This is a genomic window from Rhodococcus sp. MurmanLake-1, assembly GCF_056945715.1.
In genome coordinates this window covers 1316783-1329934 of record NZ_JBWZNF010000001.1, presented here as the reverse complement: position 1 = coordinate 1329934, position 13152 = coordinate 1316783, and the positions used below count along the sequence as shown (strand labels likewise).

Below are 13152 nucleotides of genomic sequence, written 5' to 3'. Positions count from 1 at the left end.
GCGCATGGCTAAGAAGGCATTGGTCAACAAGGCCAACAAGAAGCCCAAGTTCGCGGTTCGCGCCTACACCCGCTGCCAGCGGTGCGGTCGCCCGCACTCGGTGTTCCGCAAGTTCGGCTTGTGCCGTATCTGCGTTCGCGAGATGGCTCACGCCGGCGAGCTTCCCGGAGTTCGCAAGAGCTCTTGGTGATCTGAGGCCCTCGGGCTTCGTCACACCACGCATGTGAATGGACGTGGGTTCCTTTGGAACCCACGTCCATTCGTGGTTTCCATCGAGTTGTGTATCGCGCCGATCCTGAAAAGAACTGTCGCGCTGCGACTCTGGTTGAAAGCGATCATCGTTCGTCGATGTCGTTCTTCGGTGACGAACGAGCAGTTCAGATTTCGGGGTGCGTCGATACCTTCCCGATCAGCGACCTTCGGGTGGCGGTGGGGGAGCCGACGTGGCATCCCGGTGGACACCTGCGCCAAAGTTCCCTACACTAGAGCGGTTGCCGTGGCTGACGCATGCGTTCAGCTCGGTGCGGTAACTTACGCCGTCTGACACAAGTCGGACGGCCCAGCCGAATTGCTGGAGGCCCACGATCGGATTCGTCCGGTGTTGCATGGGAACCACAGCGAGAAAGGTGTCGAGGTCGACCTATGACCATGACTGACCCCATCGCAGACTTCTTGACGCGTCTGCGCAACGCCAACACGGCGTACCACGATGAGGTGAAGCTTCCCCACTCGAAGATCAAGGCGAACATCGCCGAGATCCTCAAGCGCGAGGGCTACATCTCCGATTTCCGTACCGAAGACGCAGAGGTCGGCAAGACCCTCATCGTCGATCTGAAGTACGGTCCCAGCCGCGAGCGTAGCCTCGCCGGCGTGCGTCGCGTTTCCAAGCCCGGTCTCCGGGTTTACGCGAAGTCCACCAACCTGCCCAAGGTCCTCGGAGGCCTCGGCGTGGCCATCATCTCCACGTCGTCCGGTCTGCTCACCGATCGCCAGGCGGCCAATCAAGGAGTAGGCGGGGAAGTCCTCGCCTACGTCTGGTAAGGGAGGCCACCACAATGTCGCGTATTGGAAAGATTCCGGTCACCGTCCCCGCGGGCGTTGACGTCACGATCAGCGGCCAGGATGTCACCGTCAAGGGTCCCAAGGGCACCCTCGCGCTGACCATCTCCGAGCCCATCGCAATCGAAAAGGCAGAGGACGGCTCGCTGAGCGTCACGCGCCCCGACGACGAGCGTCGTAGCCGCGCGCTGCACGGTCTGTCGCGGACCCTGGTTGCGAACATCATCACCGGTGTCACCGAGGGTTACACGAAGAAGATGGAGATCCACGGTGTTGGTTACCGTGTGGCACTGAAGGGCAAGGACCTCGAGTTCGCGCTCGGCTTCAGCCACCCGGTGCCGATCGAGGCTCCTGAAGGCATCACCTTCGTCGTCGAGTCGCCCACCCGGTTCTCGGTGTCCGGCATCGACAAGCAGAAGGTCGGGCAGATCTCGGCCAACATCCGTCGTCTCCGTCGTCCGGACCCGTACAAGGGTAAGGGCGTGCGTTACGAGGGTGAGCAGATCCGCCGCAAGGTCGGAAAGACGGGTAAGTGATATGAGCCAGACTGCAAACCAGAAAGCCAAGCGGATTCCGCTGGGCAAGGATGCGTCCACCAAGCGTCGTCTCTCGAAGACGCGTCGTCACTTCCGTCTCCGCAAGAAGGTCTCCGGCACGCCCGAGCGTCCCCGCTTGGTCGTCAACCGGTCCTCGCGCCACATCCACGTCCAGCTCGTGGACGACCTGGCCGGCCACACCCTGGCCTCCGCGTCGACCATCGAAGCAGACGTGCGCGTGGCAGAAGGCGACAAGAAGGCTGCGAGCGCGAAGGTCGGTCAGCTGATCGCCGAGCGCGCCAAGGCTGCCGGCGTGGAAGCAGTTGTCTTCGACCACGGCGGACACGGCTACCACGGTCGCATCGCGGCCCTGGCAGACGCGGCTCGCGAAGGCGGGTTGAAGTTCTGATGACCAACATTTTCAACGGAAGGACAGCCTGATGCCGGGACGTCAAAGGCGTGACGGCGGAAGCGGACCCGCCGGACAGAATGGCCCCAACAGCGGTGACAACAGCAACGCTCGTGGGGACAACCGTGGTGGCGGCCGTGACCGTCGCGACGGTGGCCGTGGCGGAAACGCTGCGGAGAAGTCACAGTTCATCGAGCGCGTTGTCACGATCAACCGCGTTTCCAAGGTCGTCAAGGGTGGTCGTCGCTTCAGCTTCACCGCTCTGGTGATCGTCGGAGACGGCAACGGACTGGTCGGCGTCGGCTACGGAAAGGCCAAGGAAGTTCCCGCGGCCATCCAGAAGGGTGTCGAGGAGGCTCGCAAGAGCTTCTTCCGCGTCCCGATGATCGCCAACACCATCACTCACCCCGTTCAGGGTGAGGCTGCTGCCGGCATCGTCATGCTTCGCCCGGCAAGCCCCGGTACCGGTGTTATCGCCGGTGGCGCTGTGCGCGCCGTGCTGGAGTGCGCTGGTATCGCGGACATCCTGTCGAAGTCGCTCGGTAGCGACAACGCCATCAACGTCGTGCATGCGACCGTTGCTGCGCTCAAGGGTCTGCAGCGTCCCGAGGAAGTTGCGGCTCGCCGCGGCCTCACCCTCGAAGAGGTTGCACCCGCCGGCATGCTTCGCGCTCGCGCACAGGCTGCTGGGAGTGTGAAGTAATGGCAGATCTCAAGGTCACTCAGATCAAGAGCATCATCGGGACCAAGCAGAACCAGAAGGATTCTCTGCGCACGCTCGGTCTCAAGGGCATCCGTCAGGCCGTTGTTCGTGAGGACAACGCACAGAACCGCGGTCTGATCAACGTGGTGCGCCACCTCGTAACAGTTGAGGAGGTCTAACCATGACCATCAAACTGCACCACCTGCGCCCCGCTCCGGGATCCAAGTCCAACAAGATTCGTGTTGGACGCGGTGAGGGCGGCAAGCGTGGTAAGACCGCAGGTCGCGGTACCAAGGGCACCAAGGCACGTAACACCGTGCGCGTGGGCTTCGAGGGTGGACAGATGCCGCTTCACATGCGTCTGCCCAAGCTCAAGGGCTTCACGAACCCGTTCCGCACCGAGTACCAGGTCGTCAATGTCGGCGACATCGCCCGTCTGTTCCCCGAAGGTGGAGCAATCACGGTCGAGGATCTCGTTGCCAAGGGCGCAGTCCGCAAGAACCAGCTCGTCAAGGTTCTGGGCGACGGCGAACTGACAGTTGCCGTTCAGGTGACCGTCGACAAGTTCACCGGTTCCGCCAAGGAAAAGATTGCTGCTGCCGGTGGTTCCGCCACCGAGCTGTGAGTAATCACGCGTAGCTAGTCCGATGGCCGCAGCGCAGCGTTTGCTGCGCTGCGGCCATCGGCGTCTACCAGGTCTTGTCACAGATTGGTCGTGCATGCCTCGGATGGGCCAGTATTCTGGTCACCGAGTGGCAAATGTATCTTCGGCTTACCCGGTTTTCGTGGTCTGCCCGCTTAGTTCCCAAATGCTCACTGTTAGAGTTCAAAAGTTCGACAGGTCAAACGATCTGTCTCCCTACCGTCGTGCCAGGAGGATCTTTGCTTTCCGCCTTCGTCTCGGCCCTCAGGACCCCAGACCTGAGGCGGAAGATCCTCTTCACCCTCGGCTTGGTGGCTCTGTATCGGGTCGGCGCTCTCATTCCGTCCCCAGGTGTCGACTACGGCCGCGTGCGTCAGTGCATCGATATCGCCAACTCCGGTGACTCAGCAGGTATCTACTCGCTGATCAACCTGTTCTCCGGTGGCGCTCTGCTGCAGATGTCGATCTTTGCGATCGGCATCATGCCGTACATCACGGCAAGCATCATCGTGCAGCTGCTGACCGTGGTGATCCCGAAGTTCGAGGAACTTCGAAAAGAAGGCCAGTCCGGTCAGGCCAAGATGACGCAGTACACGCGTTACCTGTCCATCGCTCTGGCAATCCTGCAGTCGACCGGCATCGTCGCTCTTGCGGCACGCGGACAGTTGCTCCAGGGCTGTGACGACATCATCGCCGACAAGTCGATCTTCGGTCTTGCCATCATCGTGCTGGTCATGACTGCCGGTGCTGCCATGGTCATGTGGTTCGGCGAGGTCATCACCGAACGTGGCGTGGGTAACGGTATGTCGCTCCTCATCTTCGCCGGTATCGCATCGCGTATCCCGAGCGAGGGCAAGTCGATTCTCGACAGCCGCGGTCCACTGGTCTTCGCCTTCGTCTGCCTCGCAGCGCTGTTGATCATCGCCGGTGTCGTCTTCGTCGAGCAGGGTCAGCGCCGGATCCCGGTTCAGTACGCAAAGCGGATGGTCGGACGCAAGATGTACGGCGGATCCTCGACGTACCTGCCTCTGAAGGTGAACCAGGCCGGCGTCATCCCGGTGATCTTCGCGTCTTCACTGCTGTACCTCCCGAACTTGATCGCACAGCTGACTTCGGCCAGTACAGCGGTCGACCCCAGTTGGTGGCAGCGCCTCATCAACACCTACCTGGTGAACCCGGCCAACCCGGTGTACATCGCGATCTACTTCGGCCTGATCGTCTTCTTCACGTACTTCTACGTCGCCATCACCTTCAATCCCGAAGAGCGCGCCGACGAGATGAAGAAGTTCGGCGGCTTCATCCCCGGTATCCGACCAGGTCAGCCGACCGCGGACTACCTCAACTACGTGCTGAGTCGCATCACCCTTCCGGGTGCGATTTACCTCGGCACCATTGCTGTTCTGCCCAACCTGTTCCTCGACATCGGGAATGGCGGCGGCGCGCAGAACCTGCCGTTCGGTGGCACCGCGGTGCTGATCATGGTCAGCGTCGGCCTGGACACCGTGAAGCAGATCGAGAGTCAGCTAATGCAGCGTAACTATGAAGGGTTCCTCAAGTGAGACTTGTCCTCCTTGGTCCTCCCGGTGCCGGCAAGGGCACCCAGGCCGCTATCTTGTCCGAGAAGTTCGGCGTTCCCCATATCTCCACGGGTGATCTCTTCCGCGCGAACATCGGTCAGGCCACCGCTCTCGGTGTGGAAGCAAAGAAGTACATCGACGCCGGCGAACTCGTACCGAGTTCGATCACCAACGACATGGTGAAGGCTCGCGTCGCAGAACCGGACGCAGCAAACGGTTTCCTTCTCGACGGATTTCCGCGCTCGGTCGAACAGGCTCAGGCACTCGAGGGAATCTTGAAGGATCTCGACACCAAGCTCGACGGTGTTCTCTCTTTTGTCGTCGACGAGGACATCGTGGTCGAGCGCATGCTCGCCCGCGGTCGTGCAGACGACACCGAGGACGTCATTCGCAACCGACTCCGGGTCTACCGCGACGAGACGTCACCGCTGTTCGATTACTACAAGGACAGCATCGTCTCCGTCGACGCGATCGGCGAGGTCGAAGAAGTCAACGCACGCGCACTGGCAGCGTTGGGTAAGTAATGGTCTTCGGGCGTAAACGCAAGGTTGTTCCGTTCCGCTCCGCGGGCGAACTCGACGCGATGGCTGCTGCCGGTGCGATCGTGGGTTCGGCCCTGGTGGCGGTGCGCGCTGCGGCAAAGCCCGGTGTCAGCACTTTGGAATTGAACGCGGTCGCAGAATCGGTCATTCGTGACGCCGGCGCCGTGCCCTCGTTCCTCGGGTACCACGGCTTCACCGGTTCGATCTGCTCTTCGGTCAACGATCGCGTCGTTCACGGGATCCCCTCAGCCCAGGACATCCTGGCTGAAGGCGACCTCGTTTCCATCGACTGTGGCGCGATCCTCGACGGTTGGCACGGTGACTCTGCCTGGACGTTCGGTGTCGGTGAGATCAGCGTCGCCGATCAGGAACTCAGCGAAGCCACTCGGCTTTCGATGGAAGCCGGGATCGCGGCGATGATCGCCGGTAACCGTCTGACGGATGTTTCGCACGCGATCGAGGTCGGTACTCATGCCGCCGAGAAGTTGCACGGTCGTTCCTACGGCATCGTCGACGGATACGGTGGACACGGAATCGGTCGGGAAATGCACATGGATCCGTTCCTCGCCAATGAAGGTGCCCCGGGTAAGGGTCCTGAACTGGTTGTCGGATCGTGCCTCGCGATCGAGCCGATGCTGACGCTCGGCACCACCGACACGGTGATTCTCGACGATGACTGGACCGTTGTGACGACTGACGGGTCCCGTGCGGCGCACTGGGAACACACTGTCGCTGTGACCGAGGACGGTCCGCGGATTCTCACACTCCGGCCGGAGTAGTTGACGCCGTTGCTGACAAGTGTTGGCAGCGAGCATGATTCACGTTCGAGAAGTCCCAGCCTCATGTCGAGGCTGGGACTTTTTCGATGGGGGAGCGGTGTGCGTCGTCACCCTGACCGGAGGCGCATTTGGCCTGGTCGTTTACATCGCGTAACATGGCTAGGCGGTGCGCTATGCGCGTCGATAGTTCGTGTGCTTACGCCCGGATCGCTCCGGGATCGGGCCCCCGAAGTGCCGACGATCTTTCCATTGCGTGCCAATGTAACGGAAGCCGATGCACGAAGCATGCCAAACCAAACGGATCGCGGAGGATATGGCTAAGAAAGACGGGGCCATCGAGGTCGAAGGACGAGTAGTCGAGCCGCTGCCCAATGCGATGTTCCGCATTGAGCTCGAGAATGGCCACAAGGTCCTCGCCCACATCAGCGGAAAGATGCGTCAGCACTACATTCGCATCCTCCCGGAAGATCGCGTTGTCGTGGAGCTCTCGCCCTACGATTTGTCGCGCGGACGCATCGTTTACCGCTACAAGTAACGAACTTCCCGGACCTGACCTGGGTCAGGGAGAAGTATGTCTGCCGCGGTTCATCGCGGCGGGCTGCGACAAAACAGGAGATCAGAAGACGTGAAGGTTCAGCCGAGCGTCAAGAAGATCTGCGAGAAGTGCAAAGTGATTCGCCGTAACGGTCGAGTCATGGTGATCTGCGAGAACCTGCGTCACAAGCAGCGTCAGGGCTAGATCTAGCTTTTCGAAGATCTGCTTGGCAACAAGCAAAGAAGACCTCCCAGTACCAGCCATTGTTGACGAGACCCCACGCGATCGTTCACCGATCGCCAAGGTCGGACAATGGTTCACCCCCGGCACGGAGGCCGGGGCCCCACTGAGTTAGTTGATGAGATCATCTGCGCCTTCGGGCGTCGGTACTCGGCAAGAGGCACAGGGGAAGGGCTGGGAGCAGACCTCCGCACACCGATAAGGAAATGCCACCATGGCACGTCTCTCTGGTGTTGATCTTCCTCGCGAAAAGCGCATGGAGATCGCACTGACATACATCTACGGCATCGGCCGTACCCGCTCCAAGGAAATCCTTGACGCCACCGGCGTCAGCCCGGATCTCCGGAGCAAGGACCTCTCGGACGAGGACCTGGCAAAGCTCCGCGAGTACATCGAGGAGTCGCTCAAGGTCGAGGGTGACCTTCGCCGCGAGGTTCAGGCCGACATCCGTCGCAAGATCGAGATCGGCTGCTACCAGGGCCTGCGCCACCGTCGTGGTCTGCCCGTGCGTGGTCAGCGCACCAAGACCAACGCCCGTACCCGTAAGGGTCCGAAGCGCACCATTGCCGGCAAGAAGAAGGCGAAGTAATGCCCCCGAAGTCACGTAGCACCGGTCCGAAGAAGACCCAGAAGACGCGTCGCAGGGATAAGAAGAACATCCCGCACGGCGCCGCTCACATCAAGAGCACCTTCAACAACACCATCGTGTCCATCACGGACCCCGCCGGAAATGTTATTTCCTGGGCGTCTTCGGGACACGTCGGCTTCAAGGGTTCGCGTAAGTCGACTCCCTTCGCCGCTCAGCTTGCTGCTGAGAGCGCTGCCCGTAAGGCGCAGGAGCACGGTGTCAAGAAGGTTGACGTCTTCGTCAAGGGACCGGGATCCGGTCGCGAGACCGCAATCCGTTCCCTCCAGGCTGCTGGCCTCGAGGTCGGCACCATTTCCGATGTAACCCCCCAGCCGCACAACGGCTGCCGTCCGCCCAAGCGGCGTCGGGTATAGCGGGAAGGATAGGTAGAAGAAAATGGCACGTTATACCGGACCCATCACCCGCAAGTCGCGTCGTCTGCGCGTCGACCTCGTTGGAGGCGACCAGGCATTCGAGCGTCGCCCGTACCCGCCCGGACAGCACGGCCGCGCGCGTATCAAGGAGAGCGAGTACCTGCTCCAGCTGCAGGAGAAGCAGAAGGCTCGCTTCACCTACGGCGTCATGGAGAAGCAGTTCCGCCTGTACTACAAGGAGGCGAACAACCGCCCCGGCAAGACCGGCGAGAACCTGCTTCGCATCCTCGAGTCGCGTCTCGACAACGTCGTGTACCGCGCAGGCCTCGCTCGCACGCGCCGTCAGGCACGTCAGCTGGTCACGCACGGTCACCTTCTCGTGAACAACAAGAAGGTCGACATCCCGAGCTACCGCGTATCGCAGTACGACATCATCGATGTCAAGGAGAAGTCGCTCTCCACGCTTCCGTTCCAGGTTGCGCGTGAGACCGTCGGCGATCGCCCGGTTCCCGGGTGGCTGCAGGTTGTCGGCTCGCGTCTGCGGATCCTGGTTCACCAGCTTCCCGAGCGCGCGCAGATCGACATCGCTCTGCAGGAACAGCTCATCGTCGAGTACTACTCGAAGTAAGGCGCTTCGCACCCCGTGAGTGGTTGAGGAGTCTCCGGACTCCTCAACCACTCACAGGGCCGCAGGCCCTTTCCCATCGTGGGCGTCAAATAGTGGACGTCCGTACAGGAGGAAATACCAATGCTCATTTCTCAGCGACCCACGCTGACCGAAGAGGTCATCGCTGATAACCGCTCGAAGTTCGTCATCGAGCCCCTGGAGCCAGGTTTCGGGTACACGCTCGGCAATTCGCTGCGCCGCACGCTGCTCTCGTCGATCCCCGGCGCTGCTGTCACCAGCATCCGTATCGACGGCGTTCTCCACGAGTTCACCACCGTCCCGGGAGTGAAGGAAGATGTCACCGACATCATCCTGAACCTCAAGGGCCTCGTCGTGAACTCCGAAGAGGACGAGCCGGTCACCATGTACGTCCGCAAGCAGGGCCCCGGCGCTGTTACTGCAGGCGACATCGTGCCCCCGGCAGGCGTCACCGTGAACAACCCTGATCTGCACATCGCCACCCTGAACGACAAGGGAAAGCTGGAGATCGAGCTCGTTGTCGAGCGCGGTCGTGGCTACGTCCCCGCCGTCCAGAACAAGGCGTCCGGCGCAGAGATCGGCCGTATCCCGGTCGACTCGATCTACTCGCCGGTGCTCAAGGTCACCTACAAGGTGGAGGCCACTCGCGTCGAACAGCGCACCGACTTCGATCGGCTCGTTCTCGACGTGGAAACGAAGAACTCCATCACCGCACGGGACGCGCTCGCTTCGGCGGGCAAGACCCTGGTTGAGCTCTTCGGCCTGGCCCGTGAGCTGAACGTCGAAGCAGAAGGAATCGAGATCGGACCCTCGCCCGCCGAGGCCGATCACATCGCTTCCTTCGGACTCCCCATCGAGGATCTGGACCTCACGGTCCGCTCCTACAACTGCCTCAAGCGCGAAGGTGTTCACACCGTCGGTGAGCTTGTCGGCCGTACCGAGTCCGATCTGCTCGACATCCGCAACTTCGGACAGAAGTCCATCGACGAGGTCAAGGTCAAGCTGCATTCGCTCGGCCTGTCCCTCAAGGACAGCCCCGCATCCTTCGATCCCACCACCGTTGCCGGCTACGACGCCGCCACCGGAACGTGGAGTGACACTGATGCCGGTTCCTTCGGCGATGCCGAAGGTACCGAGGACTACGCCGAGACCGAACAGCTGTAGCAGCTCAGGTCCTTTACTAGGAGATCATCATGCCCAAGCCCAAGAAGGGTGCCCGCTTCGGCGGGTCGGCTTCCCACCAGAAGGCGATTTTCGCCAATCTGGCTACCGCGCTCTTCGAGCACGGTCGCATCACCACCACCGAGTCCAAGGCCAAGGCACTGCGCCCCTACGCCGAGAAGCTCGTCACGCACGCGAAGGCCGGCACGCTGGCTCACCGTCGTGAGGTGCTGAAGGTCATCCGCAACAAGGATGTCGTTCACACCCTGTTCGCCGAGATCGGCCCGTTCTACGCGGACCGTAACGGTGGATACACCCGCATCATCAAGACGATCCCCCGCAAGGGCGACAACGCTCCGATGGCAATCATCGAGCTCGTCAAGGAAAAGACCGTCACCTCCGAGGCTGACCGCGCTCGTCGCGTCAAGTCCTCGCAGGAAGCTCCCGCCGCAGAGAACGTCGTCGAGGCCGTAGAGGCCGACGCGACCGAGGCTGAGGTCGAGAACGCTGACGCAGTCGTCGAGGCTATCGAGGACGAGACCGCAACTGCGGCCGACGCTCCCGAGGCCGAAGAGGCCAAGAAGGACTAGTCTCCCTTGGTTTCGGCACACGCTGAATCGAACGAGCCCGCCGCCCCCATCGGGGACGGCGGGCTCGTTCGATTGCGGCTGGACATCTCCTACGACGGCACCGACTTCTCGGGCTGGGCCCGTCAAACCGATCTGCGCACCGTGTGCGGTGAGATCGAAGACAAGTTGGGAACGGTACTACGGCAACCGGTTCAGCTGACTGTTGCCGGTCGCACGGACGCCGGCGTTCACGCCACGGGGCAGGTAGCGCACGTCGACGTCCAGGGCGAGTTGCTCCCCGACGATCCGTCGCGACTCGTGCGCAGACTTGCACGCTTCCTGCCCAAGGACGTTCGGGTCAAACAGATCTCGGTGGTTCCGGGTGACTTCGATGCGCGCTTCTCGGCGATGCGACGCTACTACGAGTACCGGGTGACCAACGCGGCATTCGGAGTGGAACCCCTACGCGCGCGCGATACGGTGTCGTACCCCAAACCACTCGATCTCACAGCGATGCAAGAAGCGTCGAATCGGCTTCTGGGCCTGCACAACTTCGCGGCATTCTGCAAGCGTCGAGAAGGCGCTACGACGGTGCGGGAGCTGCAACGCTTCGACTGGGCGCAGGAGGGCACGGTGTTCACGGCGTACGTGAATGCCGATGCGTTCTGCTGGTCGATGGTCCGGAGTCTTGTCGGGGCAGTCCTCTCGGTCGGTGAGGGACGCCGCACCGCCGACTGGTTGGCAGGTTTGCTCGACGAAACGTCGCGGTCGAGTTCGATCCTCGTTGCGCCGGCGCACGGACTTTCGTTGGTTCGCGTGGACTACCCCGACTACTCGGAACTGGCTGCCCGCAACGCGATTACCCGTGAAACTCGCGAGATTCCGTCTTCGGGCGGGTGCTGCGGCGACTGACCGCCTTGATAGAAAATGCCCTCCCACTCTGCGTGGGAGGGCATTTCACGTAGACGACTATCCCGCCAATTGGCGCGCGATGACCAGACGCTGAATCTGATTGGTGCCCTCGAAGATCTGCGTGATCTTGGCCTCGCGCATGTAGCGCTCGACGGGGAAGTCCTGGGTGTAGCCATACCCACCGAATACTTGAACGGCGTCGGTGGTGACCTTCATTGCTGCGTCGGTGGCAACGAGCTTGGCGACGCTGGCGTTGCGCGAATACGGAACTCCGGCGTCGCGGCGGCGGGCTGCATCGAGGTAAGTGGCTCGCGCGGAGTCAACTGCGGCCGCCATGTCCGCGAGGACGAATCCGAGGCCCTGGTGATCGATGATCCGCTTGCCGAATGCCTTGCGCTCCTTCGCGTAAGCGACCGCGTCGTCGAGTGCGCCCTGAGCGATTCCGACGGCAACAGCAGCGATTCCGAGCCGGCCGGAGTCGAGCGCGCTGAAGGCGATCGGCAATCCCTGGCCGCGCTGACCGATCAACCGCTCGTCAGGGACGAAGGCGTCGTCGTAATTCGCGGATGCAGTGGGGACCGCGCGCAGTCCCATCTTCTCCTCGGGCTTGCCGAAGCTGAGGCCTTCGGTGTCCTTGTCCACCAGGAGGCAGGAGATGCCGCGAGAGCCGTCGTCACTGGTGCGGGCGAAGAGGTTGTAGAAGTCTGCCTTGCCGCCGTTGGTGATCCAGGCCTTCGAGCCGTTGATGCGATAGCCACCGTCGGTGGCCGTCGCCTTGCACGACAATGCGGCGGCGTCGGATCCGGCCTGCGCTTCGGAAAGGCTGTATGCGCCGATGGTGTTGCCGCCCAGCATGTCCGGCAGCCAGCGGGCCTTCTGTTCGTCGGTGCCGAAGGTGAACAGTGGGAAGCATGAGAGGCTGTGCACGCTCACCGCCACTGCAACCGCTGCCCAGCGCGAGGCGATTTCTTCGAGGACTTGGAGGTACACCTCGTACGGCTGATCGCCGCCACCGAATTCCTCGGGATACGGAAGGCTCAGCAGGCCTGCCTGTCCGAGTGCGGGGAATACGCCTTCGGGATACTTCTCGGCCTTCTCGTATTCGTTGACCTTGGGCGCGAGTACCTTGTCCGCGACATCACGCGTCAGTTCGATGAGATCGCGAGCTTCTTGGCTGGGCATCAGGCGTTCGACGGGCACGGTCGGCTCCTAGCTAGGTAGTAGTACTGAGAACGATACTGCAGTACTGTCTTGCGTATGGCAAGGCTGGTTCACAAGACGACTGCGCGCAGGGCAGAGTTGTTCGATCAATTGGTCGAACTGTTCTTGAGCGAGGGTTTCGCCCACCTCACGCTCGACGAGATCTCAGCTCGTCTGCACTGCTCCAAGAGCACCTTGTACACCGTGGCGGCCGGCAAAGAGGATCTGGTGCGGGCTGTGACGGTGCACTTCTTCCGTGCGGCGACCGATGCGGTGGAGAGTGCCGTCGCTGCCGAAGCGGCACCGACTCGTCGAGTCGCGGTGTATCTCGAAGCAGTCGGTGATCAACTGACCGCGGCGTCCCGTCAATTCATGGAAGACCTGGCTGAATCGGTGTCGGCGAGTCAGGTTTACGAGAAGAACACGTCGATCGCCGCGGATCGTGTGCGAGCGCTCATCGTCGAGGGGGTGGATTCGGGCGCATTCCGGCGGGTACACGCGTCATTTGTCGCTGATGCGGCCGCAGCGACAATGGTTCGGATCCAGCAACGCGCGGTCTATCGGGCTACCGGGTTGGACGATGCCAGCGCGTATCGGGAACTGGCCGCACTCATCACGGACGGGATCACTGCGTGACGA

20 protein-coding genes are annotated in these 13152 nt (G+C 61.8%); 19 read left to right on the top strand and 1 reads right to left on the bottom strand.

Translation table 11 applies throughout. The features are described 5' to 3' along the window. Positions 1-4 precede the first annotated feature (4 nt). From AC2ETI_RS06165 to truA, 18 genes are all read left to right on the top strand, one after another. On the top strand, positions 5-190 hold the full coding sequence (locus AC2ETI_RS06165; RefSeq protein WP_003940698.1) for a type Z 30S ribosomal protein S14: 186 nt from the start codon (positions 5-7) through the stop codon (positions 188-190). Between the two features lie 452 nt (positions 191-642). After that, positions 643-1041, top strand: coding sequence for a 30S ribosomal protein S8 (gene rpsH / locus AC2ETI_RS06160; RefSeq protein WP_003940873.1), 399 nt, complete (start codon positions 643-645; stop codon positions 1039-1041). Between the two features lie 14 nt (positions 1042-1055). Then, on the top strand, positions 1056-1595 hold the full coding sequence (gene rplF, locus AC2ETI_RS06155; protein WP_003940970.1) for a 50S ribosomal protein L6: 540 nt from the start codon (positions 1056-1058) through the stop codon (positions 1593-1595). A 1-nt stretch (position 1596) separates the two neighbouring features. Continuing rightward, positions 1597-2004 carry a 50S ribosomal protein L18 gene (gene rplR, locus AC2ETI_RS06150; RefSeq protein WP_003940996.1) on the top strand — a complete coding sequence of 136 codons (408 nt, stop codon included), beginning with the start codon at positions 1597-1599 and terminating at the stop codon, positions 2002-2004. 31 nt (positions 2005-2035) lie between these two features. Continuing rightward, the gene (rpsE, locus tag AC2ETI_RS06145; protein WP_003940718.1) at positions 2036-2707 is read left to right on the top strand and encodes a 30S ribosomal protein S5; all 672 of its coding nucleotides are present in this window, start codon (positions 2036-2038) and stop codon (positions 2705-2707) included. After that, positions 2707-2886, top strand: a complete 180-nt coding sequence (gene rpmD, locus AC2ETI_RS06140; protein WP_483633661.1) for a 50S ribosomal protein L30 — start codon at positions 2707-2709, stop codon at positions 2884-2886. The genes rpsE and rpmD overlap by 1 nt, the downstream gene beginning before the upstream one ends. 2 nt (positions 2887-2888) lie before the next feature. After that, positions 2889-3332, top strand: coding sequence for a 50S ribosomal protein L15 (gene rplO, locus AC2ETI_RS06135; protein WP_019747555.1), 444 nt, complete (start codon positions 2889-2891; stop codon positions 3330-3332). A 257-nt stretch (positions 3333-3589) separates the two neighbouring features. Continuing rightward, a complete protein-coding gene (secY, locus tag AC2ETI_RS06130) occupies positions 3590-4909 on the top strand; it encodes a preprotein translocase subunit SecY (RefSeq protein WP_020906895.1) in 1320 nt (439 codons plus the stop codon). Continuing rightward, a complete protein-coding gene (locus AC2ETI_RS06125) occupies positions 4906-5451 on the top strand; it encodes an adenylate kinase (protein ID WP_003940868.1) in 546 nt (181 codons plus the stop codon). Before secY ends, AC2ETI_RS06125 begins: the two co-directional genes overlap by 4 nt. Next, positions 5451-6248 (top strand): type I methionyl aminopeptidase, encoded by a 798-nt coding sequence (gene map, locus AC2ETI_RS06120; RefSeq protein ID WP_003940806.1) that lies wholly within the window; start codon positions 5451-5453, stop codon positions 6246-6248. The genes AC2ETI_RS06125 and map overlap by 1 nt, the downstream gene beginning before the upstream one ends. A gap of 313 nt (positions 6249-6561) precedes the next feature. Continuing rightward, positions 6562-6783: a translation initiation factor IF-1 gene (gene infA / locus AC2ETI_RS06115; protein ID WP_003418601.1), complete on the top strand. Its 222-nt coding sequence runs from the start codon at positions 6562-6564 to the stop codon at positions 6781-6783. A gap of 90 nt (positions 6784-6873) precedes the next feature. Further along, positions 6874-6987 carry a 50S ribosomal protein L36 gene (gene rpmJ, locus AC2ETI_RS06110; RefSeq protein ID WP_003938068.1) on the top strand — a complete coding sequence of 38 codons (114 nt, stop codon included), beginning with the start codon at positions 6874-6876 and terminating at the stop codon, positions 6985-6987. 250 nt (positions 6988-7237) lie between these two features. After that, the gene (gene rpsM / locus AC2ETI_RS06105) at positions 7238-7612 is read left to right on the top strand and encodes a 30S ribosomal protein S13 (protein ID WP_003940834.1); all 375 of its coding nucleotides are present in this window, start codon (positions 7238-7240) and stop codon (positions 7610-7612) included. Then, the gene (rpsK, locus tag AC2ETI_RS06100; RefSeq protein WP_003940683.1) at positions 7612-8025 is read left to right on the top strand and encodes a 30S ribosomal protein S11; all 414 of its coding nucleotides are present in this window, start codon (positions 7612-7614) and stop codon (positions 8023-8025) included. Before rpsM ends, rpsK begins: the two co-directional genes overlap by 1 nt. A 22-nt stretch (positions 8026-8047) precedes the next feature. After that, on the top strand, positions 8048-8653 hold the full coding sequence (rpsD, locus tag AC2ETI_RS06095; protein WP_003940769.1) for a 30S ribosomal protein S4: 606 nt from the start codon (positions 8048-8050) through the stop codon (positions 8651-8653). 120 nt (positions 8654-8773) lie between these two features. After that, the gene (locus AC2ETI_RS06090) at positions 8774-9835 is read left to right on the top strand and encodes a DNA-directed RNA polymerase subunit alpha (RefSeq protein ID WP_003941016.1); all 1062 of its coding nucleotides are present in this window, start codon (positions 8774-8776) and stop codon (positions 9833-9835) included. 29 nt (positions 9836-9864) lie between these two features. After that, positions 9865-10422, top strand: coding sequence for a 50S ribosomal protein L17 (gene rplQ, locus AC2ETI_RS06085; RefSeq protein ID WP_020906897.1), 558 nt, complete (start codon positions 9865-9867; stop codon positions 10420-10422). A 6-nt stretch (positions 10423-10428) separates the two neighbouring features. Next, positions 10429-11313 carry a tRNA pseudouridine(38-40) synthase TruA gene (gene truA, locus AC2ETI_RS06080; RefSeq protein ID WP_047888525.1) on the top strand — a complete coding sequence of 295 codons (885 nt, stop codon included), beginning with the start codon at positions 10429-10431 and terminating at the stop codon, positions 11311-11313. A gap of 57 nt (positions 11314-11370) precedes the next feature. Here the strand turns inward: truA and AC2ETI_RS06075 are convergent, their stop codons facing one another. Continuing rightward, a complete protein-coding gene (locus AC2ETI_RS06075) occupies positions 11371-12513 on the bottom strand; it encodes an acyl-CoA dehydrogenase family protein (RefSeq protein ID WP_020906899.1) in 1143 nt (380 codons plus the stop codon). Between the two features lie 57 nt (positions 12514-12570). Between AC2ETI_RS06075 and AC2ETI_RS06070 the strand changes: the two genes are divergently transcribed. After that, the gene (locus AC2ETI_RS06070) at positions 12571-13149 is read left to right on the top strand and encodes a TetR/AcrR family transcriptional regulator (protein WP_021343562.1); all 579 of its coding nucleotides are present in this window, start codon (positions 12571-12573) and stop codon (positions 13147-13149) included. Positions 13150-13152 lie beyond the last annotated feature (3 nt).